This window comes from Arthrobacter sp. LAR12-1-1.1 (genome assembly GCF_040676555.1).
GTDB lineage: Bacteria > Actinomycetota > Actinomycetes > Actinomycetales > Micrococcaceae > Arthrobacter.
Genome location: NZ_JBEGIG010000034.1, coordinates 370811 through 396621 on the forward strand (window position 1 = coordinate 370811; position 25811 = coordinate 396621).

Annotated in this window: 22 protein-coding genes; 18 read left to right on the forward strand and 4 right to left on the reverse strand. The window is 67.8% G+C overall.

The window, feature by feature from the left end; translation table 11 throughout:
* Positions 1–93 precede the first annotated feature (93 nt).
* Entirely contained in the window at positions 94–765 is a 672-nt protein-coding gene (locus tag MRBLAR12_RS17790) for a TetR/AcrR family transcriptional regulator (RefSeq protein WP_290369351.1), read from the reverse strand.
* A gap of 149 nt (positions 766–914) precedes the next feature.
* Between MRBLAR12_RS17790 and MRBLAR12_RS17795 the strand changes: the two genes are divergently transcribed.
* The 7 genes from MRBLAR12_RS17795 to MRBLAR12_RS17825 all read left to right on the forward strand — a co-directional run bounded on the left by MRBLAR12_RS17795 (position 915) and on the right by MRBLAR12_RS17825 (position 8950).
* Positions 915–2522 (forward strand): carboxyl transferase domain-containing protein, encoded by a 1608-nt coding sequence (locus MRBLAR12_RS17795; RefSeq protein WP_364747377.1) that lies wholly within the window; start codon positions 915–917, stop codon positions 2520–2522.
* A gap of 34 nt (positions 2523–2556) precedes the next feature.
* Entirely contained in the window at positions 2557–4719 is a 2163-nt protein-coding gene (locus tag MRBLAR12_RS17800) for an acetyl/propionyl/methylcrotonyl-CoA carboxylase subunit alpha (RefSeq protein ID WP_364747379.1), read from the forward strand.
* A gap of 96 nt (positions 4720–4815) precedes the next feature.
* A complete protein-coding gene (locus tag MRBLAR12_RS17805; protein ID WP_364747381.1) occupies positions 4816–5979 on the forward strand; it encodes an acyl-CoA dehydrogenase family protein in 1164 nt (387 codons plus the stop codon).
* Positions 5980–5998: 19 nt separating this feature from the next.
* The gene (locus MRBLAR12_RS17810; RefSeq protein ID WP_229993423.1) at positions 5999–6799 is read left to right on the forward strand and encodes a CoA transferase subunit A; all 801 of its coding nucleotides are present in this window, start codon (positions 5999–6001) and stop codon (positions 6797–6799) included.
* 2 nt (positions 6800–6801) lie between these two features.
* Positions 6802–7563 (forward strand): CoA transferase subunit B, encoded by a 762-nt coding sequence (locus MRBLAR12_RS17815; RefSeq protein ID WP_290369350.1) that lies wholly within the window; start codon positions 6802–6804, stop codon positions 7561–7563.
* Entirely contained in the window at positions 7560–8120 is a 561-nt protein-coding gene (locus MRBLAR12_RS17820) for a MaoC family dehydratase (protein ID WP_229993422.1), read from the forward strand. Before MRBLAR12_RS17815 ends, MRBLAR12_RS17820 begins: the two co-directional genes overlap by 4 nt.
* Positions 8117–8950 carry an HpcH/HpaI aldolase/citrate lyase family protein gene (locus tag MRBLAR12_RS17825; RefSeq protein WP_364747384.1) on the forward strand — a complete coding sequence of 278 codons (834 nt, stop codon included), beginning with the start codon at positions 8117–8119 and terminating at the stop codon, positions 8948–8950. Before MRBLAR12_RS17820 ends, MRBLAR12_RS17825 begins: the two co-directional genes overlap by 4 nt.
* Before the next feature lie 1022 nt (positions 8951–9972).
* On the opposite strand, the gene MRBLAR12_RS17830 is transcribed toward MRBLAR12_RS17825, so the two are convergent.
* Both MRBLAR12_RS17830 and MRBLAR12_RS17835 read right to left on the reverse strand, forming a co-directional pair.
* A complete protein-coding gene (locus MRBLAR12_RS17830) occupies positions 9973–10692 on the reverse strand; it encodes a response regulator (RefSeq protein WP_364747386.1) in 720 nt (239 codons plus the stop codon).
* Positions 10689–12269, reverse strand: coding sequence for an ATP-binding protein (locus MRBLAR12_RS17835; protein ID WP_229993419.1), 1581 nt, complete (start codon positions 12267–12269; stop codon positions 10689–10691). Before MRBLAR12_RS17835 ends, MRBLAR12_RS17830 begins: the two co-directional genes overlap by 4 nt.
* A 172-nt stretch (positions 12270–12441) precedes the next feature.
* On the opposite strand from MRBLAR12_RS17835, the gene MRBLAR12_RS17840 reads away from it, so the two are divergent.
* The 3 genes from MRBLAR12_RS17840 to MRBLAR12_RS17850 are packed head-to-tail and all read left to right on the forward strand — an operon-like array spanning position 12442 to position 15522.
* The gene (locus MRBLAR12_RS17840) at positions 12442–13473 is read left to right on the forward strand and encodes a Bug family tripartite tricarboxylate transporter substrate binding protein (protein ID WP_364747388.1); all 1032 of its coding nucleotides are present in this window, start codon (positions 12442–12444) and stop codon (positions 13471–13473) included.
* A gap of 2 nt (positions 13474–13475) precedes the next feature.
* Complete coding sequence (locus MRBLAR12_RS17845) at positions 13476–13997, forward strand: tripartite tricarboxylate transporter TctB family protein (protein ID WP_229993417.1); 522 nt, start codon at positions 13476–13478, stop codon at positions 13995–13997.
* On the forward strand, positions 13990–15522 hold the full coding sequence (locus tag MRBLAR12_RS17850; protein WP_229993416.1) for a tripartite tricarboxylate transporter permease: 1533 nt from the start codon (positions 13990–13992) through the stop codon (positions 15520–15522). The genes MRBLAR12_RS17845 and MRBLAR12_RS17850 overlap by 8 nt, the downstream gene beginning before the upstream one ends.
* A gap of 118 nt (positions 15523–15640) precedes the next feature.
* On the opposite strand, the gene MRBLAR12_RS17855 is transcribed toward MRBLAR12_RS17850, so the two are convergent.
* On the reverse strand, positions 15641–17125 hold the full coding sequence (locus MRBLAR12_RS17855; RefSeq protein WP_364747390.1) for a lipase maturation factor family protein: 1485 nt from the start codon (positions 17123–17125) through the stop codon (positions 15641–15643).
* Positions 17126–17232: 107 nt separating this feature from the next.
* Between MRBLAR12_RS17855 and dxr the strand changes: the two genes are divergently transcribed.
* The 8 genes from dxr to MRBLAR12_RS17895 all read left to right on the forward strand — a co-directional run bounded on the left by dxr (position 17233) and on the right by MRBLAR12_RS17895 (position 25791).
* Positions 17233–18417 carry a 1-deoxy-D-xylulose-5-phosphate reductoisomerase gene (gene dxr, locus MRBLAR12_RS17860; RefSeq protein ID WP_364747392.1) on the forward strand — a complete coding sequence of 395 codons (1185 nt, stop codon included), beginning with the start codon at positions 17233–17235 and terminating at the stop codon, positions 18415–18417.
* A 19-nt stretch (positions 18418–18436) separates the two neighbouring features.
* Positions 18437–19768, forward strand: a complete 1332-nt coding sequence (locus MRBLAR12_RS17865) for a M50 family metallopeptidase (protein WP_364747393.1) — start codon at positions 18437–18439, stop codon at positions 19766–19768.
* Between the two features lie 126 nt (positions 19769–19894).
* The gene (locus tag MRBLAR12_RS17870; RefSeq protein WP_364747395.1) at positions 19895–20593 is read left to right on the forward strand and encodes a MarR family transcriptional regulator; all 699 of its coding nucleotides are present in this window, start codon (positions 19895–19897) and stop codon (positions 20591–20593) included.
* On the forward strand, positions 20590–21132 hold the full coding sequence (locus tag MRBLAR12_RS17875) for a hypothetical protein (RefSeq protein ID WP_229993411.1): 543 nt from the start codon (positions 20590–20592) through the stop codon (positions 21130–21132). The genes MRBLAR12_RS17870 and MRBLAR12_RS17875 overlap by 4 nt, the downstream gene beginning before the upstream one ends.
* Positions 21133–21191: 59 nt before the next feature.
* Complete coding sequence (locus MRBLAR12_RS17880; protein WP_364747397.1) at positions 21192–21482, forward strand: YciI family protein; 291 nt, start codon at positions 21192–21194, stop codon at positions 21480–21482.
* A gap of 48 nt (positions 21483–21530) precedes the next feature.
* Positions 21531–22697, forward strand: a complete 1167-nt coding sequence (gene ispG / locus MRBLAR12_RS17885; protein ID WP_028277109.1) for a flavodoxin-dependent (E)-4-hydroxy-3-methylbut-2-enyl-diphosphate synthase — start codon at positions 21531–21533, stop codon at positions 22695–22697.
* Complete coding sequence (locus MRBLAR12_RS17890) at positions 22651–23547, forward strand: GNAT family N-acetyltransferase (RefSeq protein ID WP_414645530.1); 897 nt, start codon at positions 22651–22653, stop codon at positions 23545–23547. The genes ispG and MRBLAR12_RS17890 overlap by 47 nt, the downstream gene beginning before the upstream one ends.
* Before the next feature lie 432 nt (positions 23548–23979).
* Positions 23980–25791 carry a proline--tRNA ligase gene (locus tag MRBLAR12_RS17895; RefSeq protein ID WP_229993409.1) on the forward strand — a complete coding sequence of 604 codons (1812 nt, stop codon included), beginning with the start codon at positions 23980–23982 and terminating at the stop codon, positions 25789–25791.
* The last annotated feature ends 20 nt before the right edge of the window (positions 25792–25811 follow it).

Here is a 25811-nt window from a genome sequence, read left to right on the forward strand (position 1 = left end):
TCACGGCATGTCCGCGCCAAAGTGCCCTCGGGCTGCGCCGTGGACACGTGGACACGCGGAACCGTGGAGTGCGTTGCGCGGTGGGGGAGTTGCCTAGCCGAGCGGCTCGGGCGCGGCCGGTGCCATGAGCGCGGCCAGCGCCATGCTTTCCAGCAGCGGCCTGGCGCGGCGGACGCCGATCCGGCGCCCGTGGCTGCGCACCGAGTGCGGGGTCGAGTTGATCAGGCCGAAGGTGGCATGTGCCCGCATCCGCAGTTCGGCGGCCTCCGTGCCCTCGTGCAGCCCGGCCAGCACGTCCACCCAGAGTTCAACGTAGTTGCGCTGGAGCGTGCGGACCTCGGCCTGGTCCTCACCGGCCAGGTTGCTGAAGTCCTGGTCCTGGACCCGGATGACGTCGGGGTTGCTCAGGGCAAAGTCGACGTGGAAGGCCACGAGGCCGCCCAGCGCCGCCAGGTCGTCGTCGGAATCGGCCACCACCTTGCGGCCGCCGTCGAGCAGGTCCTTGCTCACGCTCAGCAGCAGCGCGCCGAGGACGGCCTGCTTGCCGGCGAAGTGGCGGTAGACCGCCGGCCCGCTGACGCCGGCCGCGGCCCCCAGATCCTCCAGGGAAACGCGGTTGAAGCCCTCGAGGGCGAAGAGCGCAGCGGCGGCGGACAAGAGGGCCTGCCGCCTGTTCGCCTTGGCCTGGCTGCGCTGTGTTGACGGGGCCGGGGTGGAGGCTGCCTGGGCGGACGGAAGCTGGGCGGTCTGGCTGGGCTCGGTCACCGGCGCATCCCCTCGTTGCGAATGATCCCTGTGTTGGACATCACAGTTAATAGAGACTAACCTAAATCTCAGTTATGCGGTACTAACCGAAACAGCCGGGCGGCGTGAGTCGCCGGTCCGGCGCGCAGGTCAGGGAACGGAATCAGTCAATGGAGACAATCGCCAGCCGGGTGGATGCGATGAGCACAGCCTATGCCGCGAACCGGGAGGCCCAGCTGGGGCTGGCCGGCGAGTTGAGGGAACGGCTCGCCGCCGCAGCGCTGGGCGGGCCGGCAAAGTCCCGGGAACGCCACGTTGCGCGCGGCAAGCTCCTGCCGCGCGAGCGCATCGACCGGCTGCTGGACGACGGCAGCCCCTTCCTGGAGATCGCCCCGCTGGCGGCGGACGGCATGTACGACGGCGACTCGCCCGGTGCCGGCGTCATAGCCGGGATCGGCCTGGTGCACGGCCGGCAGGTGCTGGTCATTTCCAACGACGCCACGGTCAAGGGCGGTACCTACTACCCGATGACGGTCAAGAAGCATCTCCGGGCGCAGGAAATCGCCCTGGAGAACCGGCTGCCCTGCATCTATCTCGTGGATTCCGGCGGCGCGTTCCTGCCTAAGCAGGACGAGGTCTTCCCGGACAAGGAACACTTCGGCCGGATCTTCTTCAACCAGGCAAGGATGTCCGCGGCGAAGATCCCGCAGATCGCCTCCGTCATGGGCTCCTGCACCGCCGGCGGCGCCTATGTCCCGGCGATGAGCGACGAGACCGTGATTGTCCGCAACCAGGGCACCATCTTCCTGGGCGGCCCGCCGCTGGTGAAGGCCGCGATCGGCGAGATCGTCACGGCCGAGGAACTCGGCGGCGGCGACGTGCACTCGAAGATCTCCGGAGTCACGGACCACCTGGCCGAGAACGATGAGCATGCCCTCCAGATCGTCCGCGACATCGTCTCCACCCTGCCCCGGCCCGCCGCCCCCGTCTGGGACGTGGATACCGTCGTCGAACCCGTCGCCGACCCGGAGGAGCTCTACGGCGCCGTTCCCACGGACGTCAACGCCCAGTACGACGTGCGTGAGGTCATTGCCCGGCTTGTGGACGGCAGCAAGTTCCACGAGTTCAAGAAGAACTACGGCACCACCTTGGTCACGGGCTTCGCCAAGCTGCACGGCCACCCGGTGGGGATCGTGGCGAACAACGGAGTGCTGTTCAGCGAGTCCTCACTCAAGGGCGCGCACTTCATCGAACTCTGCGATCAGCGCGGCATCCCGCTGATCTTCCTGCAGAACCTCTCCGGCTTCATGGTCGGCAAGGACTACGAGCAGGGCGGCATCGCCAAGAACGGCGCCAAGATGGTCACCGCCGTCGCCACCGCCCGCGTCCCCAAACTGACCGTGGTGATCGGCGGGTCCTTCGGCGCGGGGAACTACTCCATGTGCGGTCGGGCCTATTCGCCGCGCTTCCTGTGGATGTGGCCGGCGTCCCGGATTTCCGTGATGGGCGGCAACCAGGCCTCCAGCGTGCTCGCCACCGTGAAGCGGGACCAGTACGAGGCCCGCGGCGAGGAATGGTCCGCCGCGGACGAGGAAGCGTTCAAGGCCCCGATCAAGGCCCAGTACGAGGACCAGGGCAGCCCCTACTACTCCACCGCCCGCCTCTGGGATGACGGCGTGATCGACCCCGCGGACACCCGCACCGTCCTGGGACTGGCGCTCGACGTCGTCTCCCGCACCCCGCTGCCGGAGACCTCCTTCGGCCTGTTCCGGATGTGAGCCAGCTGTGACTATTTCTTTGTCGACTGCACCTTTGACACCCCAGAAGCCCCTGTTCGGCACCGTGCTCGTCGCCAACCGCGGCGAGATCGCCTGCCGCGTCATCCGGACCCTGCGCGCCCTGGGGATCCGTTCGGTGGCCGTCTATTCCGACGCCGACGCCGGCGCGCGGCACGTGCGGGAGGCCGACGTCGCGGTCAGGATCGGCCCGGCCGCCGCCACCGAGAGCTACCTGAAGATCGAGGCCATCCTGAAGGCCTGCCGCGACACCGGCGCCGAGGCCGTGCACCCGGGCTACGGCTTCCTGAGCGAGAACGTCGACTTCGCGCGTGCCCTGGCGGACGCCGGGATCACGTTCATCGGCCCCGGCGTCGAATCCCTGAACGTCATGGGCGACAAGATCCGCTCCAAAAACCACGTCACCGGCTACGGCGTCCCGGTGGTCCCGGGCATCGCCGAACCGGACATGACGGACGCGCAACTGATCGAGGCCGCGGCCGGCGTCGGCTTCCCGCTGCTGATCAAGCCCTCCGCCGGTGGCGGCGGGAAGGGCATGCACATCGTGGAACGGCCCGAGGACCTCGAAGCCACCCTGGCCACCGCCCGGCGGGTCGCGGCGAGTGCCTTCGGCGATGACACCCTGTTCCTGGAACGGCTCGTGCTCACCCCGCGCCACATCGAGGTGCAGGTCCTCGCTGACAACCACGGCAACGTCATCCACCTCGGGGAGCGCGAGTGCTCCCTGCAGCGCCGCCACCAGAAAGTCATCGAGGAGGCGCCGTCCCCGCTGCTGGAATCCCTGCCCGACGGCGCGGACATCCGGGCCCGTCTCGGCGAGGCCGCCTGCAACGCCGCGCGCAGCGTCAACTACTCCGGCGCCGGCACTGTCGAATTCCTGGTCTCGGACAACGCCCCGGACGAGTTCTTCTTCATGGAGATGAACACCCGTTTGCAGGTCGAACACCCCGTCACCGAGATGGTCACCGGCATCGACCTCGTTGAATGGCAGGTCCGGATCGCCGCCGGCGGGGAACTCACCGTCCGGCAGGACGACGTCGTGCTCAACGGCCACTCGGTGGAGGCCCGCGTGTACGCGGAGGTTCCGGAGAAGAACTTCATGCCCTCCACCGGCAGGGTCCTGGTGCTGGACGAACTGCCCGGTGACGCAGATGGCCAAGTCCGGGTCGATTCTGCCCTGCTGGAGGACCTGGAGATCTCTTCCAGCTATGACCCGATGATTTCCAAGGTCATCGCGTGGGGTCAGGACCGCACCGAGGCCCTCGACACCCTGGACCGGGCACTCGCCGGCTACACGGCGCTTGGCATCGACACCAACGTTGAGTACTTGCGGCTCCTGATCAACGACGCCGACGTCCGGGCCGGGCGCCTCGACACCGGTCTGATAGAGCGCAAAATGCCGGAGTTCTCCTTCCGCCGCCCGGGCGACTTCGAGATCGCTGCCGCGGCGCTCTACGCAGCTGCCACGCAGGAGCACGATGCGCAGGCCGCCGGGAAAGGCCCGTGGGACCTTCGCGACGGTTGGAGGCTTGGTGCCCCCGCCCCACGGCGGATCAGCCTTGGCACTCCCGACGGCGGTGTCGCGACGGTTGAGGTGTCCGGCGCCGTGGGGCAGGGCACGGCGGCAGTGACCGTCGACGGCGGGCCGCAGCGCACGGCTTCGCTTCGCTTCCCCAACCGCAACCACGCAGAGCTGACCCTGGGCGGCGAAGCCCGGGTGTACTCGCTCGTGGCCGTGTCTCAGGGACCGATCCGCCCAGACCGGGACAACAACACGACGCCCACGGAACTTTTCCTCGGCAACGAGGGCTGGTCCTGCCGCCTGGAGGTGCTCACCCGGGAGACCCGGCTCGCCCGGGTGCTGGCCGCGATCGAACGCGAGGAAGGCGCCGCTGACCCGGCGGTGCGCTCGCCGATGCCCGGCACCGTGGTGTCCGTGTCCGTCAGCAACGGTGACGCCGTGGAAGCCGGCCAAGTGCTGCTCTCCGTGGAGGCTATGAAGATGGAGCACCAGCTCGTGGCGCCCCTCGACGGAACCGTCCACATCAGCGTCGGGCCAGGCGACCTCGTCAAGGCAGACCAGGTGCTGGCGACGATCCACCCCGCCGTCCCGGCCGAGCCTTCGAAGGCCGAGGACACGATCGAGGAAGCGGTCATCGCGATGGGCGCGGCCGAATGACCGCACCGTACTGACGCCCGCGGAGCAACGCCCGCCGCTGACCCAACACCCCTTTCAACAGACCACAGAAATACCTCAGACACAGGAGTCACTCCCATGGCAGATTTTGAACTCAGCGAGGATTACCAGGACCTCAGCAACACCGTCCGCGAATTCGCCGACGAAGTGGTGGCCCCGGTTTCCGCCAAGCACGACGAGGAACACAGCTTCCCCTACGAAATCGTCGCCCAGATGGCGGACATGGGCCTGTTCGGCCTGCCGTTCCCGGAAGAGTTCGGCGGCATGGGCGGCGACTACTTCGCCCTCGCCCTGGCCCTGGAACAGCTTGGCCGGGTGGACCAGTCCGTCGCCATCACACTCGAGGCCGGCGTCTCCCTCGGTGCCATGCCGATCCACCGCTTCGGCAACGCCGCCCAAAAGGAGGAGTGGCTGCCGCTGCTGGCCTCCGGCAAGGCGCTCGCCGGCTTCGGCCTGACCGAGCCGGAAGCCGGCTCGGACGCCGGCGGAACGAAGACCACCGCCAAACGCGGCGGCGGAGAGTGGGTCATCAACGGCAACAAGGAGTTCATCACCAACTCCGGCACCGACATCACCAGGCTCGTCACCGTCACCGCGGTGACCGGCCAGGACGAACGCCCGGACGGCAGCATCAAGAAGGAAATCTCCACCATCCTGGTGCCCACCAACACCCCGGGCTTCAAAGCCGAGAAGGCCTACAACAAGGTCGGCTGGAACGCCTCGGACACCCACCCGCTGACGCTCAACAACGTCCACGTCCCCGAGGAAAACCTGCTGGGCACCCAGGGCCGCGGCTACGCCAACTTCCTCTCCATCCTGGACGAGGGCCGGATCGCGATCGCAGCCCTGGCCGTCGGCGCGGCCCAGGGCTGCGTGGACCTGTCGGTGAAATACGCCAAGGAACGCAGCGCGTTCGGGCAGAACATCGGCAAGTACCAGGCCATTGCGTTCAAGATCGCCCGGATGGAAGCACGCGCCCACACGGCCCGCCTGGCCTACTACGACGCTGCCGCCCGGATGCTTGCCGGCAAGCCGTTCAAGACGCAGGCGGCCATCGCTAAGATGGTCGCAGGCGAGGCAGCCATGGACAACGCGCGGGACGCCACCCAGGTGTTCGGCGGCTATGGCTTCATCAACGAATTCACCGTGGCGCGCCACTACCGCGACTCCAAGATCCTTGAAGTCGGCGAGGGCACCACGGAGGTCCAGCTGATGCTGATCGCCCGCGAACTGGGACTGTAGCCGGCCGGAAGGATCACCGATGATCAACAAAGTTGTTGCCAGCGCAGCCGAGGCTGTCGCGGACATCCACGACGGCGCCTCCCTCGCCGTCGGCGGGTTCGGGCTGTGCGGCATCCCCGTGACCTTGATCGAGGCCCTGCACGAGCGCGGCGCCACGGACCTGGAAACCGTCAGCAACAACTGCGGCGTGGACGACTGGGGCCTCGGGATCCTGCTCAAGGACGGCCGGATCCGGCGCACCATCAGCTCCTACGTGGGGGAGAACAAAGAGTTCGCCCGGCAATACCTCGCCGGCGAGCTGGAGGTGGTCCTCACCCCGCAGGGTACGCTGGCCGAAAAGCTGCGCGCCGGCGGGGCCGGCATTCCCGCCTTCTACACGCCGGCCGGCGTCGGAACCCAGGTGTCTGACGGCGGCCTGCCGCAGAAGTACGACGCCGACGGCAACGTAGCGATCGCCTCTGCCGCCAAGGAAGTGCGCAGCTTCCACGGCGCCGACTACGTGCTGGAAGAATCGCTCACGCCCGACTTCGGCCTGGTTCACGCCTGGAAGGGTGACCGCCACGGCAATCTCGTCTTCCACGCCACCGCCATGAATTTCAACCCGCTGTGCGCCATGGCCGGGAAGATCACGATCGCCGAGGTCGAGGAACTTGTGCAGCCGGGGGAACTGGACCCGGAGCACGTCCACGTCCCTGGGATCTTCGTCCAGCGCGTGGTGCTGGCCCCGCAGGGCGAGAAACGCATTGAGAAGCGGACGGTTGCGGTGACCACCGGGGCCTCCGGCGCACCAAAGCAGGCGCCAGAGCAGGCAGGAGCATAGCCGTGGAAACGAACAAAGCCCAAGACGCCCCGCCCCGTCCCGAGGCCGTGCGCCACGAATACCGGCGCTCCGCGCTCGAACACCCCGCCGGTGTTGAGAGCAAGGGCTGGACCCGCAATGAACTCGCCGCCCGGGTGGCGCAGGAACTGCACAACGGCCAGTACGTCAACCTCGGCATCGGCATGCCGACGCTGATACCCAATTACATTCCGGCCGGCGTCGAGGTGGTGCTGCATTCGGAGAACGGCATCCTGGGCGTCGGACCCTACCCGGCCGAGGACCAGATCGATCCGGACCTGATCAATGCCGGCAAGGAAACCGTCACGGTCAACAAGGGCGCGGCGTTCTTCGATTCGGCCGCCTCCTTCGGCATGATCCGGGGCGGCCACGTCGATGTGGCCGTGCTCGGCGCCATGGAGGTCGCCGCCAACGGCGACCTCGCCAACTGGATGATCCCGGGCAAAATGGTCAAGGGCATGGGCGGTGCGATGGACCTCGTGTTCGGGGCCAAGAAGGTGATCGTGATGATGGATCACGTGGACCGCAACGGGAGGCCGAAAATCGTGGAAACCTGCACACTGCCGCTGACCGGCAAGGGCTGCGTGGACCGCATCATCACCGACCTCGCCGTGATCGACGTCGTGACCGACGCCGGGCCGCCCCGGCTGGTGCTGCGCGAACTGGCGCCGAACGTGTCCGTGGAGGACGTCGTGGCGGCCACCGGAGCCGAACTCTTTGAGGAAGACCAGGAACTGACCGTATGAGTGACGCAGACCGATCCGCCCCTAGCCCCGTTGCCGGCACCCCCCGGGTGATCGAGCAGCGCGGCCTCTATTTCGACGAGCTGGAGGAGGGCGTGGTCTACGCCCACCGGCCGGGCCGGACCGTCACGGAGACGGATAACGTCCTGTTCACCACCATGACCATGAACACCCAGGCCCTGCACCTCGACGCGGCCTGGAGCGCCGGGCAGCCGTTCGGCCAGCGGCTGATGAATTCGATGTTCACCCTGGCCACCGTGGTGGGCCAGTCCGTGCCGCAGCTGACCCAGGGCACCATCATCGCCCAGCTGGGCCTGACGGACGTGTCCTTTCCGCGCCCGCTGTATCACGGGGACACCCTGTACACGGAGACGGTGGTCACCGGGAAACGGCTGTCCGCGTCCCGCCCGGGCCAGGGCATCGTGACCATGCAGCACACGGGGCGGAACCAGCGCGGGGACGTGGTGGCGCTCGCTGCCCGCAGCTGCCTGATGTGGACACGCGAGGCCCACGCAGCTGCCGAGCTGGAAGCCGCGCAAAAGGGGACAATAGAGACATGAGTTTCCTGATGGGTCCTGCCCTGCTGTTCTGCCCCGCCGACCGCCCCGAGCGGTACCAGAAAGCCGCCGAGCGCTCCGATACCGTGATCGTTGACCTCGAGGACGCCGTCGCCCCCGCCGACAAGCAGCGGGCCCGCGGCGCCATCCTCGCCCAACTCGGCGCCACCGGCGACGTCCCGGAACTGGATCCGAGCCGCACGATCATCCGGGTCAACCCGGCCGGCACGGACGAGTTCGAGAAGGACCTGCACTGCCTCAAGCACACGCCCTACCGGCACGTCATGCTGGCCAAGGCCGAGAGCGCCGCCCAGCTGAAGGAGCTCGAGGGCTACAGCGTGGTTGCCCTCTGTGAGACGGCCGCAGGTGTCCTCAATGCCGCCGCCATCGCCGCCGAACCCAATGTGGTGGCCTTGATGTGGGGTGCGGAGGACCTGCTGGCCTCGCTCGGCGGAACCTCCAGCAGGACGGAAAGCGGCGGCTACCGGGCCGTCGCGCTACACGCCCGCTCCAGCGTGCTCCTGGCCGCCGGCGCCTTCGGCAAGGACGCAATCGACGCCGTCTACGTCAACATCCCGGACCTGGCCGGGCTGGCCCTCGAATCCCGTGACGCCGTGGCGTCCGGATTCGCGTCCAAAGCCTGCATCCACCCGGACCAGGTGGCCGTGGTCCGCGAAGCTTACGCGCCAACAGAGGCCGACGTTTCAGCGGCAGCCGAGCTGCTCGCCGCTGCCTCCGCGGCAGGCACGGGCGTCTTCCAGTTCAAGGGCAAGATGATCGACGGACCCATCCTCAAGCACGCCGCGTCCACGCTGCGCCGCGCGGGCCGGTAGCCGCCGGAAGTTCCCGCCCCTCGCCCAGCTGCCCACCGACGTGTGCCCACCGACGTGTGCCCAGGTGAGGCTCTGCCGTGTGAAACGTCGATTCGCCACAGATGGCCGGATTGGCGGTCCTATTGCGGCCATCTGCGTCGAATGGGTGTGGCTGGGCGGTTTCGTGGGTGCCGATGTAGGGCCCTGCCCGGCTGGACGTCGTCGATTCGCCACGGATGGCCGGGCTGACGGGTCCTATTGCGGCCATCTGCGTCGAATGGGTGCCCCGTGGCTCTGAATCCTCGGCCCGTCCCCGAGGGCCTGTGCCCATGGTCCCTGGGATGGCTGGGCGGTTTCGTGGGTGCCGACACTCCTGTGTTGCCGGGCGGTTTCGTGGGTGCCGATGTAGGGCCCTGCCCGGCTGGACCTCGTCGATTCGCCACAGATGGCCGGACTGACGGGCCCTATTGCGGCCATCTGCGTCGAAAGGCTGCCCCGTGACGCTGAATCCTCGACCCGTCCCCGAGGGCCTGTGCCCATGGTCCCTGGGTGGCCGGGCGGTTTCGTGGGTGCCGACACTTCCTGTGTTGCCGGGCGGTTTCGTGGGTGCCGATGTAGGGCCCTGCCCGGCTGGACGTCGTCGATTCGCCACGGATGGGCGGATTGGCGGTCCTATTGTGGCCATCTGCGTCGAATGGGTGCCCTGTGGCTCTGAATCCTCGACAGTCCCCGAGGGCCTGCGCCCATGGTCCCTAGGTGGCCGGGCGGTTTCGTGGGTGCCGATGTAGGGCCCTCCCCGGCTGGACGTCGTCGATTCGCCACGGATGGCCGGATTGGCGGGTCCTATAGCGGCCACCTGCGTCGAATGGGTGCCCTGTGACGCGCAACCCCTGGCCCGTGGCCCGCATTTGTGCCAGGCGTCCCGGGCTGTCCGCGCCTAAGACTGGACATGCTCAGTGCTGCCTCCAAGAACTGGACATGCTCAGTGCTGCCTCCAAGATGTAGACATGCTCAGTGCGTTCCGTACCGAAGACTGGACATGCTCAGCGTTTCCACAGGTACCGGTTCTCCGGCCGCCCAGCCGCACCATAACGGGGCGTGAGCCTTGCGAAGCCGTGGATGACCAGATATTCGAGATAACGCCGGGCGCTGACGCGCGACAGTCCGAGCTCGACCGCCAGGCCGGCCGCCGAGACGTCCTCGGGACTGGCCCTCAGCGCCTCGATGACGGCGTCCAGCGTGGGCCGGGACAGCCCCTTCGGCAGCCTGGCCAGCGGCTCGGCAGACTGTCCCGCAGGGGTTTCCGCCGCCGCGGGCCGGCGGGTGGGAGCCACCAGGCGGTCGATGCTTGCCTGGTCCAGCGGCCCGGCGGCTCCGGAGGCCAGCTCCTCCCGCAGCATGACGTACTCGTCCAGCCGTTCGATCAATGCCTGCGAGGAGAAGGGCTTGACCAGATAGTGCAGCACCCCGCCGGCCATCGCGCCCCGGACCGTGTCGAGCTCCCGGGACGCAGTTATCACGAGGACATCCACCGGCCGCCGGCGCCCGCGCAGCCGCTGCAGGACGTCCAGGCCGGACATGTCCGGCAGGTGAATGTCCAGCAACACCAGCTCCGGCCCCAACTCCGCGGCCAGATCGAGGCCCTGTTGCCCGGTGTGGGCCATGGCCACGACGTCGAATCCGCCGCGTGCCAGCAGGAACCCGTGATGGATCCCGGCCACTGCTACGTCATCGTCAATGATGAGGGTGCGTATGGCGCTCATTGCTTTTGTAGTTCCGCCTCTTTTGTCCTGAGCACTACCGAGAAGCAGGCTCCGCCCAATGCCGATGAGGAGACCGCCGCCCGGCCTCCGCGCCGGAGGGCAACCCGCTGGACCAGGGCAAGCCCAAATCCGCGGCTGTTGATTCCCTCGGCCTCCTTGCTGGTCACGCCGGGCTCGAACACTTTAGCGCGTTCCGCAACCGGGACGCCCGGTCCGTCGTCCTCCACCACGATGGTCCGCCCGCCGTCGGCGCTCTCGCCCAGCCGGACGGCAACAGTGCTGTCGTAGCCGGCAGCGTCCACAGCGTTGTCGATCAGGTTGCCCAGAACCGTAATAACGTCGCCCGAGTCATCGGCGGAGCACAGCGACTCAGGGCTGACGATGATCTCGATGCCGCGCTCGGCGCAGACTGTGGACTTGGCGATCAGCAGGGCCTGGACCCCGTGATCGGTGATTCCGGCCGCCTGCGGCCGGTTCGCGAAAACGGCGTCGTTGTGGCTGCGGCCCAGGTATTCGATGGCCTTGTCCTGCTTTCCGAGCTCCAGCAGTCCGGAAATGACGTGCAGCTTGTTGGCGAATTCGTGCGCCTGGGCGCGGAGGGCCTGCGTCACGTCCACGGCGCCGTCGCGGTCACGCAGGACGGTGTGCAGTTCGGTGCGGTCCCGCAGGATCAGCACCTTGCCGACTTCGCGGCCGTCGACGGTGGCCGCATTGACCTTGCCCAGCAGGATCCGCTCGCCCGAGAGCACCAGTTCCTCCGTGGCGGACCCGGCCGAGAGCAAGCGGAGGACCGCCGGTTCCAGGCTCGCCGCGGCGGGCGTCCCGGTGATGTCCCCGGCCAGCGCCAGCAGGCGGCGGGCCTCATCATTGACCAGCGCGATCCTGCCGTCCACGTCCACCGCCACGAGCCCTTCGCCCAGGCCGTGGAGCATGGCGTCGCGCGTTTCAAGCAGGGCCGCGATGTCCTCGGGCTCAAGCTTGTAGATCCGCCGCCAGACCAGTTTCGAGACGTACATCGCGCCAAGGGAACTCAGCAGCGCCGCCCCGAGCAGCCAGCCGAACAGCTGCGGCATGTCCTCATGGAGGTCGGCGGCCAGGGTGCTCTCCAAAACTCCCACGGAAGCGGAGCCGATCACCGTGCCGGCCGCATCGAAGATGGGAACCTTCACCCGCCAGGATTCACCGAGCGTGCCCGTCTGGGTGCCAACATAGATCTCCCCGGACAGGGGCACAGAGGGATCGGTGGAGACCGGCCGCCCGATTTCCGCCGGATTGGGGTGCGACTGGCGGACACCGTGCCGGTCTGTCACCACCACGTACGTGACATTGGATGCCTGCCGGATGACTTCCGCGATCGGCTGGATGGTCTGGGCCGGCGAGGGCGTTCCGAACGCGTTGATGACGGACGGCAGCTGGGCAACACTTTCGGCCACGCCGATCAGGCGGCCCTTGTAGGCGTCCCGGAGCTGTTGTTCCTGCATCCGGATGGTCACCGCCCCTACCGCCGTGAGGACAGCCAGCACGATGCCCAGCTGCAATGCGACCAGCTGGAACCGTAGGGGAATTCTGTGAAACATGTCACAAGTTTCGCATTGGGAGCGCCGGCCGCCCGCCAAAAAGACGGCCGCGGCCGTGACCAATATGACCACTACTACCTCTAAGGCCAAATTCTGTTGCCCTTCGCTGGGCGCTCCTAGGGTCAGTGACGTGATTCCGATGATGTGCATCACATTCGCTCAAGGAGAAACCATGACTTCGCAGAACTTTTTCACGCGGCCCACCCACACCCGCCGCGCCGCCTTCATTGCCGGAGCCGCCGGAGTCGTCCTGGCCCTGTCCGCCTGCGCAGGAAGCGGAACCGGCGCGGCTGCCGGCGCGTCCGGGGGCGCCGACCCGATCAAGAAGCTCAGCATCATCGTCCCCGCCAACCCGGGCGGCGGCTGGGACCAGACCGGACGCGCCATGCAGCAGGACCTGCAGTCCAACAAGCTCGTCTCCTCCGCACAGGTCACCAACATCGGCGGCGGCGGCGGGACCAACGGGCTTGCCAAGCTGGCCACGGAGAAGGACGTCAACACCCTTATGGTGATGGGCTACGTCATGGTGGGCGCAGTCGAAACCAACGGAGCCAAGACCCGGCTCGAAGACACCACCCCGATCGCGCGGCTCACCGAAGAACCCCTGGTCCTCGTGGTGCCGGCGTCGTCGAAATACCAGTCCGTCGCCGACCTCGTGGCGGACATCAAGGCCAACGGCAAGGGCGTGTCCATCACCGGCGGCTCGGCCGGCGGCGCGGACCACATCCTGGCCGGGCAGATCCTGAAATCCCAGGGCGTGGAGGCGGACAAGCTGAACTACATCGGCTACTCCGGCGGCGGCGAATCCATCGCGGCGCTGCTCGGCAACAAGGTCCAGGCCGGCATCTCCGGCGTGGGCGAGTACGCCGAACAGGTCAAGGCCGGCAAGGTCCGGGCGCTCGCCGTCTCCGGGAAGGCCGAGGCCCCGGCGCTTCCCGGCGTCAAGCCGCTCAAGGACCAGGGGATCGACGTCGTGCTGACCAACTGGCGCGGCGTGGTGGCCCCCGGCTCCATCGACGACGCCCAGCGCGCGAAGCTGACCGACGTCGTCACCAAGCTGCACGCCTCCGCGGCCTGGAAATCCACCCTGTCCAAGAACAACTGGGACGACGCCTTCCTGGCCGGTGACGGCTTCACGACCTTCCTGACCGAGGACATCGCCAAGGTCAAGACCACGCTGACCCAGATCGGCCTGGTCAAGTAAGAATGTCTTCTCTCGCAACAACGCCCGCCAAACGCCCGACGGGGGAGATCCTGTTCGCCCTCGTGTTCGTCAGCGTGGGCGTCGCGGGCCTGGCGACGGCGGGATCCATTCCGATCCCGCCGTCGGAGACCGGCATCGGCCCGCGCGCCTTCCCCTACATCGTGTGCGGCATGCTGGTGCTGTGCGGCGCCGGGGTGGTCCTGCAGGTCCTCCGCGGCAAGGTTGGCCAGGCCGAGGACAGCGAAGACCTGGACGTGACCGCCAAGACCGACTGGGTGGCCCTCGCCAAACTGGTGGGCTTCGTGGTGCTGCACATCTTCCTGATCGAGCCGGCAGGCTGGCCGGTGGCCGCCGCCGTGCTCTTCAGCGGTGCCGCCTGGTCCCTGGACGCCAAACCCCTCTGGAAGGCGATCACCGTGTCCGTGATCCTGGCGCTGGTGCTGCAGTACGTCTTCGGCGGGCTGCTGGGCGTATCCCTGCCGCCGGGGCCGCTGCTCGAGGGGGTGGCCTTCTTCCATGGATAGCTTCATGCTCCTGCTCGAAGGATTCGCCACCGCGCTGCAGCCTGTCTACCTGCTCTACGCCCTGGGCGGGGTCTTCGTCGGCACCGCCGTCGGCGTGCTCCCCGGCATTGGCCCCGCCATGACCGTGGCCCTGCTCATGCCCATCACCTATGCCCTGGAACCGGCCGCGGCGCTGATCGTGTTCGCCGGGATCTACTATGGCGGCATGTACGGAGGTTCCACCACCTCCATCCTGCTGAACACGCCGGGCGAATCCTCCTCGATCGTCACGGCGCTCGAAGGAAACAAGATGGCCAAGGCCGGCAGGGGAGCGGCGGCCCTGGCGACGGCGGCGATCGGATCCTTCATTGCCGGGACCATCGCCACGGTCCTGCTGACCTTCCTGGCGCCCGTCGTGGCCGACTTCGCCGTCGGCCTCGGCCCCGTGGACTACGTGGCCCTCATGGTGGTGGCCTTCCTGACCGTCGGCGCGCTGTTGGGCGCCTCCGTCCTGCGCGGCCTAGCCTCCCTTGCCCTCGGGCTGTTCATCGGCCTGATCGGCATCGATGACAGCACGGCCCAGCAGCGCTTCACGTTCGAGAACCCCACCCTGGTGGACGGCATCGACATGGTCCTGGTGGCCGTGGGCCTCTTTGCCCTCGGCGAGGCACTCTACGTCGCTTCCAAGCTGCGGCACGGCCCCGTGGAGCTCATCCCGGTCAGCAAGGGCAAGAACGCCTGGCTGTCCAAGGAGGACTGGAAGCGGTCCTGGAAACCGTGGCTGCGCGGAACCTTCATCGGGTTCCCGATCGGCACCGTCCCGGCAGGCGGCGCGGACGTCTCCACGTTCCTGTCCTACGCCGCCGAGCGGAAGCTGGCCAAGGGCGCCAACAAGGCCCAGTTCGGCAAGGGCGCGATCGAAGGCGTCGCCGGGCCGGAAGCGGCCAACAACGCCGCGGCCGCCGGTGTCCTGGTGCCGTTGCTGACCCTCGGCATCCCGACGACGGCGACCGCGGCCATGATGCTCACGGCGTTCCAGCGCTACCAGATCCAGCCCGGCCCGCTCCTGTTCGAAAACCAGGGGGCGCTTGTCTGGACCCTGATCGCGTCGCTGTATGTCGGCAACCTCATGCTGCTGGTCCTGAACCTGCCGCTGGTGGGCCTGTGGGTGAAGATCCTGCAGATCCCGCGGCCCTACCTCTACGCCGGCATCCTGGTCTTCGCCGCCCTGGGCGCCTTCTCGGTGAACTTCTCGCCAAGCGACGTCGGCATCCTGCTGGTGGTGGGCATCCTGGGCTACTTCATGCGCCGCTACGGCTATCCTGTAGCGCCCATGGTGGTGGCAATGATCCTGGGACCGATGTTCGAGGTGCAGCTGCGGCGCTCGCTGCAGCTCTCGCAGAACGACCCCACGGCCCTGTTCTCCTCGCCGTTCGCCTTGGTGGTGTACGTCTCCATGGCGCTGATCTTCGTTGCCTCGTGGTGGCTCCGCCGCCGCCAGGCAGCGGTGGAGGCCGCGCCGGCGCAGGAGCAGGTGTCCGTCTAGGCGCGGGCGTTCCCGATTGCCGCAGATGGCCGGAATGACGACCCTCGTTCCGGCCATTTGTGGCAAACGGCCGCACGAGAACGCACCGGCCGGCGCTGGGCCGCCCGGAACACGGGCCTCAGGCGTCCGGCGGCAGGCGCGAGGGCGGGATGACGACATACAACGGAGTCCGGATCCAACGCTGGCCGCTCGCATGGAACTCGGCCCGGGTGGAGAAACGGTAGAGGTAGCTGCTGGCACGCACCCAGTGGGGCCGTTCGCCGTCGAACGGGTCATGGCGCAGCAGCCGCAGCGTGGGCCGGTCCGCCGCCAGCAGCCTGGCCAGGAACGCGTAGAACCATTCCTCGTGCACGGTACGCAGCGGCAGGAACCACATCAGCCAGTCAAGCCTCAGGTGGTATGGGGCGAACTGGCGCGGGATGCGCCGGAGGTCTCCCGGTTTGCCCTTGAACCCATACTCCCGCCAGTCCGCATCATCCCCGGGTTCCGCGTCGAGGGTCCCCTCCACCACGATCTCGATCCGCCGCTTCGTGACCGTGCCGAACGCGCCGTAGGTGTTCACCAGCTGCCAGCGGTTGAAAGATGCGTTCATCAGCTGATGGTGGGAAAAGAGATTCTCGATCGGCCGGTAGCTGAGCACCACGAGCAGCACTGTGGCAACCAGGACCACCACCAGCCACGCGACCGGCGCCTGGCTGCCGGCCCCGGCGCCTGCGCCTGCGGACGCGGACGCGGACGCGGCGTGCCACTCAAGCGGGATTGCCGGAAGCACGGCGTGCGCCACGGGATCGCTGACCGCCGCGAAGGCCAGGATGATAGCCATCCAGTTCAGCCAGGCGAAGTTTCCGCTCGCCACCAGCCACAGCTGGGTGAAGATGATGATCCCGGCGGCGGCGCTGGCCAGTGGCTGCGGGGCAAAGAGGAAGAACGGCACCACCAGCTGGGCGAAGTGGTTGCCCAGGACCTCCAGCCGGTGCCAGGCCTTGGGGAGCAGATGCGCCTGCCGGCTCAGCGGCCCCGGCATCGGCTGGGTCTCGTGGTGGTAGTACAGGGCTGTCAGGTCCCGCCACTCCGGGCCGCCCCGGATCTTGATCAGGCCGGCGCCGAACTCCAGCCGGAACACCAGCCAGACCAGCAGGATCAGGATCGGCCTGGGCGGGGGAGTCTGGTCGGAGCCCAGGAAGGCCACTGTGAACCCGGCCTCCAGCAGCAGCATCTCCCAGCCGAAGCCGTAAAACGTCTGCCCCACGTTCACGATCGACATGTACAACAGCCACAGGGTCAGGAACGCGATGAGCGGAACCCAGGGCGGCCCGAGCTGGGGCAGCCCGGCGATGAGCGTGGCGGCAATGGCCATGCCGCTCCAGCAGACCGTCCGCAGCAGCCGGTCCGAGTAGCGCCAGCGGAACAGGCTGGGCCGGCCCAGGCGGTTGAAGCCTTCGAGATACGTCGGCACCGGCAACAGGCCGCGCTCGCCGAGGAGGGCCGGGAACTGGTTGAGCGAGGAGAGGAAGGCCACGAAGAAGAGGGTGGCGGTGCTGCGCTGCAGCACTTGCCGGGCGAACTCGTACTCCGGCGCGTCGAACCACGCGGTCCACTCCACGTTTTCCACGTTACGCCTCCGGCCTGCTGCGTCAACGCATGGCTGCGACCCGCCGCGCGTGGAAACGGGCAACCCGAGCACGGAACGCGGTGCGGGATACTTGAAGCATGCAGCCGCGCAAAATCGTCCTCCTCGGGTCCACCGGTTCCATCGGCACACAGGCGATTGACGTCGTCGACGGCGCCCCGCACCTGTTTGAGATCGTGGCGCTCAGCGCCGGCGGCGGCAACCTCGAACTCCTGGCCCGGCAGGCCGTCCACACCCGCGCCTGGGCCGTCGGAGTCGCCTCCGGGGAGGCCTCCGCCCTCCGGGATATGATCGACGACGCCGCCCGCGCGGCTTCAGTGACGGGCTACCGTCCCGAGATCATCACCGGCCCGGATGCCTCCACCCGGATCGCGGAAATCAGCGCCGACGTCGTCATCAACGGCATCACCGGCTCAATCGGACTTGCCCCCACCCTGGCAGCCCTGAAGTCCGGTGCCACGCTGGCCCTGGCGAACAAGGAGTCCCTGATCGTCGGCGGCGCCCTGGTCAAGGCCGCGGCCCGCGAAGGGCAGATCGTGCCTGTGGATTCGGAGCATTCGGCCATTGCCCAATGCCTGCGCTCCGGCTCCGCCGCGGAAGTGGACCGGCTGATCCTGACGGCTTCCGGCGGCCCGTTCCGCGGCAAGACCCGGGCCGAGCTGCATGACGTCTCGCCGCAGGACGCCCTCGCCCACCCCACGTGGGACATGGGCCTCATGGTCACCACCAACTCCGCCAGCCTGGTCAACAAGGGCCTGGAGGTGATCGAGGCGCACCTGCTCTTCGACATCCCGCTGGAGAAGATCGACGTCGTGGTCCACCCGCAGTCCGTGGTGCACTCCATGGTCCAGTTTGTCGACGGCTCCACGATCGCCCAGGCCTCGCCGCCGGACATGCGCCTGCCCATTGCCCTCGGTCTCGGCTGGCCGGACCGTGTCCCCGGTTCCGCCAGCGCCTGCGACTGGAGCAAGGCCACCAGCTGGACGTTCGAGCCGCTGGATGCCGCGGCCTTCCCCGCCGTCGCCCTCGCGAAGGCTGCCGCCCGGCAGGGCAGCACCTTCCCGGCCGTGTTCAATGCCGCGAACGAGGAGGCGGTGATGGCCTTCCACGCCGGGCAGATCCGGTTCACCGACATCGTGGACACCATCGACGCCGTCCTCAGCGAACACACAGGATCCTCCGGGCTGACGGTGGAGTCAGTGCTGGATGCTGAAAGATGGGCACGCGCCCGCACCCACGAACGTTTAGCCGTCAGAAGCGTCTAGGAAGCAGCAGATCACGCACATGAGCCCCGTCCTCCTCTTTATCCTCGGTGTCATCTTCGTGGCGATCGGCATTGCCGTGTCCATTGCCCTGCACGAAGTCGGGCACCTGGTCCCGGCCAAGCTGTTCAAAGTCCGCGTCACCAAGTACATGATCGGATTCGGACCCACCGTCTGGTCCAAGAAGCGGGGCGAAACCGAGTACGGCCTCAAGGCCATCCCGCTGGGCGGCTATGTGTCCATGATCGGGATGTACCCGCCGAACAAGGAAGACGGCACCGTCCGCGCCTCCAGCACCGGCATGTTCCAGTCGCTGGCATCCGATGCCCGCTCCCTGGCCCACGAGGAAATCGGCCCCGGGGACGAAAAGCGGGTCTTCTACCGGCTGCCGGTCTGGAAGAAGATCATCATCATGCTCGGCGGGCCCGCGATGAACCTGCTGATCGGCGTCGTGCTGACCGCGGTGCTGCTGATGGGATTCGGTACCGCCAGCCAGACCACCACTATCGCGGACGTCTCCAAGTGCCAGGTCAAGGCCGGCGAGACCGTGGACCCGGATTCCGCCGACTGCAAGCTCACGCCCGCCGCGGCCGCGGGCCTGTTGCCGAACGACACCATCACCTCCTTCGACGGCAAGGCCGTCACCGGTTGGGACGAACTCACCGGCTGGATCCGGGCCTCGGCGGACAGACAGGTCAGCATCACCGTGGAGCGCGGCGGCGCCACGGTCTCCACCACCGTCATGCCCGTGCTCTCCGCCCGCCCGGTGATCGGTCCCGACGGCCGCCAGGCCAAGGCCGCTGACGGAAGCCTCCAGTACCAGGACGTCGGCTTCCTGGGCATCGGCGCCCAGACGGTACTCGTGCAGCAGCCGGCGTCGTCCGTGCTGCCGATGGCGGGGGAGAACATTGCGCAGGTTGCCGGGGTTGTGGTGAACCTGCCGGCCCGCGTGGCCGGCGTGGCCAAGGCAGCCTTCAGCGAGGAACCCAGGGACCCCAACGGCCCCATCAGCGTGGTGGGCGTGGGCCGCGTGGCCGGCGAGGTCGCCGCCATGGAGGAGGTCCCGCTGCAGTCCCGCTTCGCCGCCCTGATAGGTTTGCTGGCCGGACTCAACTTCGCCCTGGCCGTCTTCAACCTGATCCCGCTGCTGCCGCTCGACGGCGGCCACGTGGCGGGCGCGCTGTACGAGGGGGCCCGCCGCCAGATCGCCAAGCTGTTCGGCCGCCCGGATCCCGGAGCCTTCGATATCGCCAAGCTGCTCCCGGTGACCTATGTGGTGGCGGTGCTGCTGATGGGCATGGGAGCCTTGTTGATCTACGCGGACATCGTCAAGCCGGTCAATCTCTTCGGATAAGGGGCAGCCGCCGCGGCCGTTCCAGCCAAATGCCGCTGACTTTCACTTATAAGCTTATTTCAGCTGATTTTAAATAATCAGTTGTAAGTGATTGATTATTCAGGATCACCTCCCTAGGCTGGGGTCATGTACGTCATGACAATCGACCAGCGCGGCAGCACCGGCGACGTCGACCGCGTCCCCGGCCTCCTCAAGGAAGTCAGCGCACTTTCCACTGCAGGGCGCTTTGAACGTTCGGTGGGCGACGAGGTCCAGGGCGTCGTGGAGCGGGCCGACGAGGTTGTGGAGATCGCCCTGCATGCCCTGCGCAGCGGCCGCTGGTACGTCGGAATCGGGGTGGGGGAGGTGGACCTGCCGCTGCCCGCCAGCCCGCGGGAAGGCTCCGGTCCCGCCTTCGTGGCGGCCCGGGCCGCCGTTGACCGGGCCAAAGGGGCGGCCGCCCATGTGCCGCTCGCCGTGGTCGCCGGCCGCGGCCGGCGTCGGGCAAGTGCAGCGGTAGGCGCAGCAGCGGCCGCGGACGGCGCCAACGGGTCCCGGGGGGCCAAGGCCTGCGCCAATGCCGAGGCGGTGCTTCGACTGATTGGTCGCCTGGTCCAGGACCGGACCGCGGCGCAATGGAAAGTCGTGGACGTGCTGCGCTCGGTGCGGCACGACACCCACGGTACCCACGGCACCCAAAAAGTTGCGGCGCAGCAACTCGGAATCACGGAGCAGTCGGTGAGCCGCGCAGTCCTCCGCTCGGGCTGGCAGGAAGAATGGGCGGCGAGGCCGGCGGCAGAAATGTTGCTGGCCCTCGCCCACGACACCGTAGAAGGAGAAAAGTGAACGCCCTCTGGATCACGCTGGCCCTGCTCACCGCAGGCTTCGCCGGCTGGCCGGTCACCGCCTGGGTGTTCCGTCTCGCCCGAACCATAGATGACCGGACTTTAGATGACGGGACCGACGCCGGCAGCACGGCCGGCGCGGCGGGTACTCCCGGAGGGGACGCGGCCGAGGACCCCTCCGCCGACTCCACCACAGACCCCGAAATCCAGCCGACCCCTGATGCCGCCCCGGACGCCGCGCCAGCCGCCGCGGCGGCCGCAGCGCCGGACGCGGCCCCGCCCGCCGACACCGTCAGCAGCGTGCGCATCCTGCGCGGCGGCGCCATCATTGGCATCCTGGAGCGGTTCGCCGTGTGCATGGCAATCCTCGCCGGCCAGCCCGTCGCCATCGCCTATGTCGTGGCGATCAAGGGCCTTGGCCGGTTTGCCGAGTTGAAAGCCACACCGGTTGCCGCCGAGCGGTTCATCATCGGAACCCTCACCTCCATGCTCTGGGCAGCCGGCGTTGCCGCCCTGACCAAGGTCCTCTTCCTCGGCTGACCGCGCGCCCCGGAGCCCCCCGGATGGGAACCGGGCAAACAGGGCGATAGTGTATCCATATGACTGTTTTTGCTGTGGAGTACGTGTACGACGCCGAATCTTCCGAGGTCCGCGATGCCAGCCGCCCGGCGCACCGCGAATGGACGGCAGGGCTGGCCCGCGAGGGCGCCCTGCTGGCCAGCGGCCCCTACGGCGACGGTGCGGGCGCGCTGCTCATCTTCAAGGCGTCCGACGAGACGGCCTTGAATGACCTCCTGCGGCAGGACCCCTTCGCAGCCGCCGGTGCCATCTCGGGCACGCGCACCACCGTGTGGGCACCGGTGACCGGTCTTCTGGCCGAGCACGCCTAGCCCGTCCCGCCCACACCTTCGCTTCATCGAAACTAAAAGGGAGTCCATGTGACCTCGGTCAGCCTGGGAATGCCGTCAGCACCGCCCCCCGTTCTCGCCCCGCGCCGGAAGACGCGCCAGATCAAGGTGGGATCCGTGGGCGTCGGCTCCGATTCGCCCATCAGTGTCCAGTCCATGACCACGACGCCGACCACCGACATCAACGCCACCCTGCAGCAGATCGCGGAGCTCACGGCTTCCGGCTGCGACATCGTGCGCGTCGCCTGCCCGTCCGCCGATGACGCCGAGGCGTTGCCGATCATCGCCAAGAAGTCCCAGATCCCGGTGATCGCGGACATCCACTTCCAGCCGAAGTACGTCTTCGCCGCGATTGAGGCCGGCTGCGCCGCCGTGCGCGTGAACCCGGGCAACATCCGCAAGTTCGATGACCAGGTCAAGGAAATCGCCCGGGCCGCCAAGGACCACGGCACCTCGATCCGGATCGGCGTCAACGCCGGCTCCCTGGAACCCGGCATCATGAAGAAATACGGCAAGGCCACCCCGGAAGCCCTCGTGGAATCCGCCGTCTGGGAAGCCTCGCTCTTCGAAGAACACGGTTTCCACGACTTCAAGATCTCCGTCAAGCACAATGACCCGGTCATCATGGTTGCCGCCTACGAGATGCTGGCCGAAAAGGGCGACTGGCCCTTGCACCTCGGCGTCACCGAGGCCGGACCGGCATTCCAGGGCACCATCAAGTCCGCGACGGCGTTTGGCGCGCTGCTCTCCCGCGGAATCGGCGACACGATCCGCGTCTCCCTCTCGGCCCCGCCGGTCGAGGAAATCAAGGTGGGCAACCAGATCCTGCAGTCGCTCAACCTGCGCCCCCGCAAGCTGGAAATCGTCTCCTGCCCGTCCTGCGGCCGCGCCCAGGTGGATGTCTACACGCTCGCCGAGCAGGTCACGGCCGGCCTCGAAGGCATGGAGGTCCCGCTGCGCGTGGCGGTCATGGGATGCGTAGTGAATGGTCCCGGCGAGGCCCGCGAGGCCGATCTCGGCGTTGCCTCGGGTAACGGCAAGGGCCAGATCTTTGTCAGGGGCGAAGTCATCAAGACTGTCCCGGAGGATCAGATTGTTGAGACACTGATCGAAGAAGCCATGCGTATCGCGGAAGAGATGGGGGACGCCGATGGCGAAGATGCTGTCAAGGGTAGCCCCGTGGTTAGCGTCTCGTAGGGACGACGCCGCTCCCGGCGTCGTTGTCCGCGTCCTTGGGGGCGCCGACACCGGAGCCCTGCTGGCGCTGGCACACCGGGACGCCGTCGCCAATGTCTTCATCCTCTCGCACCTGGAGGCCGCCGGCACGGCGTCCCCCACGGCCGGGGGCGCCAGCATTCTTGGCGTGTTCGACGGCGACATCCTCCTCGGCGCCTGCTGGGCCGGCGCCAATCTGGTGCCGATCGAGCTGGCCCCCGACCTCGCGGGCCTCGTTGCCATGGCCGCGCACCGCTCCGGGCGCCGCTACGCCTCGATCTTTGGCCCCGCCGAAACTGTCCTGGCCATCTACGTGGCCCTGGAACAGCTCGGCCAGGTGGCCCATGAAGTCCGCGACCACCAGCCCCTGCTGACGATCTCGGGCCCGCCCGCTGTCCGGCCCGAGCCCGCACTCGACTTTGGCCAGCTGGCTGACTTCGACAAGATCCTGCCCGCGTGCGCGGCCATGTTCGAGGAGGAAGTGGGCTATTCGCCCTACCTGGGCGGCAGGGAGTATTACAGCCGCCGCGTCAGAAGCCTCGTCCGCCAGGGGCATTCCCTTGTGCACGTGAACGCGGACGGCCAGGTTGTCTTCAAGGCCGAACTCGGTGCCGTCACGCAGGAAGTGACCCAGGTCCAGGGCGTTTGGATGAATCCCGAGTTCCGCGGACTGGGACTGAGCGCGGGCTACATGGCCGCCGTCGTCGTCCTCGCGCAGACCCTCGCGCCGGTCACCAGCCTGTACGTCAACGACTTCAATTCAAAGGCGCGCGCCACCTACGACCGGGTGGGCTTCCACCAGGTCGGGACGTTCGCCACGGTGCTCTTCTAGCCGGCGCCGCCGGCCGTCATCTGCTGGGCACCCCGCAACGGACTTGTACGGACACGAAGGAATTATGCGGTTGCAGACTATTGATTCCCGGCCGCGTGTCACATAGGTTCTACCTAGCCGTGTCGCACAGGCGCGAGCGTTCCCCAGCGCATTTTTTCGGGGAAGGCGACGTCTGGAGGCGACACCAAGTAGCTCGCAGCCTGAGATCTGGGGGTGCTGGGGCCACGGGAGCCACGCCATGACGGGATGACCAGCCGGAAACGGCCAGGGGCTTCCACAGTTATGGCGTGGCTCTTCCACGTCCTGCGCACTGCCCCAGCGCGTCCGCCGCAGGGCCGCCGCGGCAAAGGGGTGCGCTCCGGACGGTAGATTAGTACCTAGATGCTTTTCCCGGTTTTGCCCGCACTTTCCCCAGAAACGGATATCCCACCTGTGGTCCTTCGACTCTCCAAGCTGTTCCTGCGCACCCTGCGCGAAGATCCCGCCGACGCCGAGGTAGCCAGCCACCGGCTCCTGGTCCGGGCCGGCTACATCCGGCGGGCCGCGCCGGGCATCTACACCTGGCTGCCGCTGGGGCTGAGCGTGCTGCGCAAGGTGGAGCAGGTCATCCGCGAGGAAATGACCGCCATCGGAGCCCAGGAAGTCCACTTCCCGGCGCTGCTGCCCAAGGAACCCTACGAGGCCACGAACCGCTGGACCGAATACGGCGAGGGCATCTTCCGGCTCAAGGACCGCAAGGGCAACGACTACCTCCTGGCCCCCACGCACGAGGAAATGTTCACCCTGCTGGTCAAGGACCTGTACTCCTCGTACAAGGACCTGCCGCTGAGCATCTACCAGATCCAGAACAAGTACCGCGATGAGGCACGTCCCCGGGCCGGCCTGCTGCGCGGCCGCGAATTCATCATGAAGGATTCCTACTCCTTCGACGTCGACGACGCCGGACTGGATGCCAGCTACGCCGCCCACCGCGGCGCGTACCTGAAGATCTTCGAGCGCCTCGGCCTCGAGGTGATTCCGGTTGCTGCCACCGCCGGCGCCATGGGCGGGTCCAAGAGCGAGGAATTCCTGCACCCCACCGAGATCGGCGAGGACACGTTCGTGCGCTCGGCCGGCGGCTACGCGGCCAACGTCGAGGCCGTCACCACGGTGGTCCCGGCGGACATCGACTTCAGCAACGCCCCGGCCGCCGAAATCCGGGACACCCCGGACACGCCCACCATCGAAACGCTCGTCGACGCCGCCAACGTCCTCGTTCCGCGCGCAGAGGCCGACGGCGGCCCCTGGACCGCCGCCGACACGCTCAAGAACGTCGTGCTCGCCGTGACGCTGCCGACCGGCGAACGCCAGCTCGTCGTCATCGGCCTCCCCGGCGACCGCGGCGTCGACCTCAAGCGCGTCGAAGCGAACATTGGCTCGTTCCTGCCGATTGCCGGCGAGATCACGCTCGAAGCCGCCAACGACGACGACCTCAAGAAGCAGCCCCTGATCGTGAAGGGGTACCTCGGCCCCGGCATGTCCCTGGACGCGCCGCTGCTGGGCACCGAGGGCGCCGCCAAGATGCTCTACCTCGTGGATCCCCGCGTCGTCAGCGGCTCCGCCTGGGTCACCGGCGCGAACGAGGCCGGCAAGCACGTCTTCGGCCTCGTCGCCGGACGCGACTTCGGCTGGGACGGCGTCATCGAGTGCACCGACGTGCGCGCCGGCGACGAGGCCCCGGACGGTTCCGGTCCGCTCGAAACCGCCCGCGGCATCGAAATGGGCCACATCTTCCAGCTGGGCCGGAAGTATGCCGCGGCACTGGATCTGAAGGTCCTGGACCAGAACGGCAAGCAGGTGGTGGTGACCATGGGTTCCTACGGCGTCGGCGTCACCCGCGCCGTGGCAGCCCTGGCCGAGTCCAACCACGATGACAAGGGCCTCGTCTGGCCGCGCGCCGTCGCCCCGGCCGACGTCCACGTTGTGGCCGTGGGCCGCGGTGAGGAAATCTTCGCTGCCGCCGAAAAACTGTCCCTGGAGCTTGAAGCTGCCGGCCTCGACGTCATCTATGACGACCGCCCAAAGGTTTCCCCCGGCGTGAAGTTCGGCGACGCCGAACTCGTCGGCGTCCCCACCATCCTCGCCGTCGGGCGCGGACTCGTGGACGGCGTCGTGGAGATCAAGGACCGCCGCAGCGGCGATGCCGAGAACGTAGCCGTTGACAAGGCTGTTGACTACGTGGTCAACGCCGTGCGCAACAGCTGATGCTGCGCCGTCCTAAGCCG

Bases quoted from the DNA above. Each gene is read 5' to 3' on its own strand.
- MRBLAR12_RS17825 (WP_364747384.1), top strand. From the start codon at position 8,117: ATGAGTTTCCTGATGGGTCCTGCCCTGCTGTTCTGCCCCGCCGACCGC.
- dxr (WP_364747392.1), top strand. From the start codon at position 17,233: ATGCAGCCGCGCAAAATCGTCCTCCTCGGGTCCACCGGTTCCATCGGC.
- MRBLAR12_RS17830 (WP_364747386.1), bottom strand. From the start codon at position 10,692: ATGAGCGCCATACGCACCCTCATCATTGACGATGACGTAGCAGTGGCC.
- MRBLAR12_RS17890 (WP_414645530.1), top strand. From the start codon at position 22,651: ATGGCGAAGATGCTGTCAAGGGTAGCCCCGTGGTTAGCGTCTCGTAGG.
- MRBLAR12_RS17845 (WP_229993417.1), top strand. From the start codon at position 13,476: ATGTCTTCTCTCGCAACAACGCCCGCCAAACGCCCGACGGGGGAGATC.
- MRBLAR12_RS17795 (WP_364747377.1), top strand. From the start codon at position 915: ATGGAGACAATCGCCAGCCGGGTGGATGCGATGAGCACAGCCTATGCC.
- MRBLAR12_RS17810 (WP_229993423.1), top strand. From the start codon at position 5,999: ATGATCAACAAAGTTGTTGCCAGCGCAGCCGAGGCTGTCGCGGACATC.
- MRBLAR12_RS17840 (WP_364747388.1), top strand. From the start codon at position 12,442: ATGACTTCGCAGAACTTTTTCACGCGGCCCACCCACACCCGCCGCGCC.
- MRBLAR12_RS17870 (WP_364747395.1), top strand. From the start codon at position 19,895: ATGTACGTCATGACAATCGACCAGCGCGGCAGCACCGGCGACGTCGAC.
- MRBLAR12_RS17850 (WP_229993416.1), top strand. From the start codon at position 13,990: ATGGATAGCTTCATGCTCCTGCTCGAAGGATTCGCCACCGCGCTGCAG.
- MRBLAR12_RS17805 (WP_364747381.1), top strand. From the start codon at position 4,816: ATGGCAGATTTTGAACTCAGCGAGGATTACCAGGACCTCAGCAACACC.
- MRBLAR12_RS17880 (WP_364747397.1), top strand. From the start codon at position 21,192: ATGACTGTTTTTGCTGTGGAGTACGTGTACGACGCCGAATCTTCCGAG.
- MRBLAR12_RS17835 (WP_229993419.1), bottom strand. From the start codon at position 12,269: ATGTTTCACAGAATTCCCCTACGGTTCCAGCTGGTCGCATTGCAGCTG.
- MRBLAR12_RS17820 (WP_229993422.1), top strand. From the start codon at position 7,560: ATGAGTGACGCAGACCGATCCGCCCCTAGCCCCGTTGCCGGCACCCCC.
- MRBLAR12_RS17865 (WP_364747393.1), top strand. From the start codon at position 18,437: ATGAGCCCCGTCCTCCTCTTTATCCTCGGTGTCATCTTCGTGGCGATC.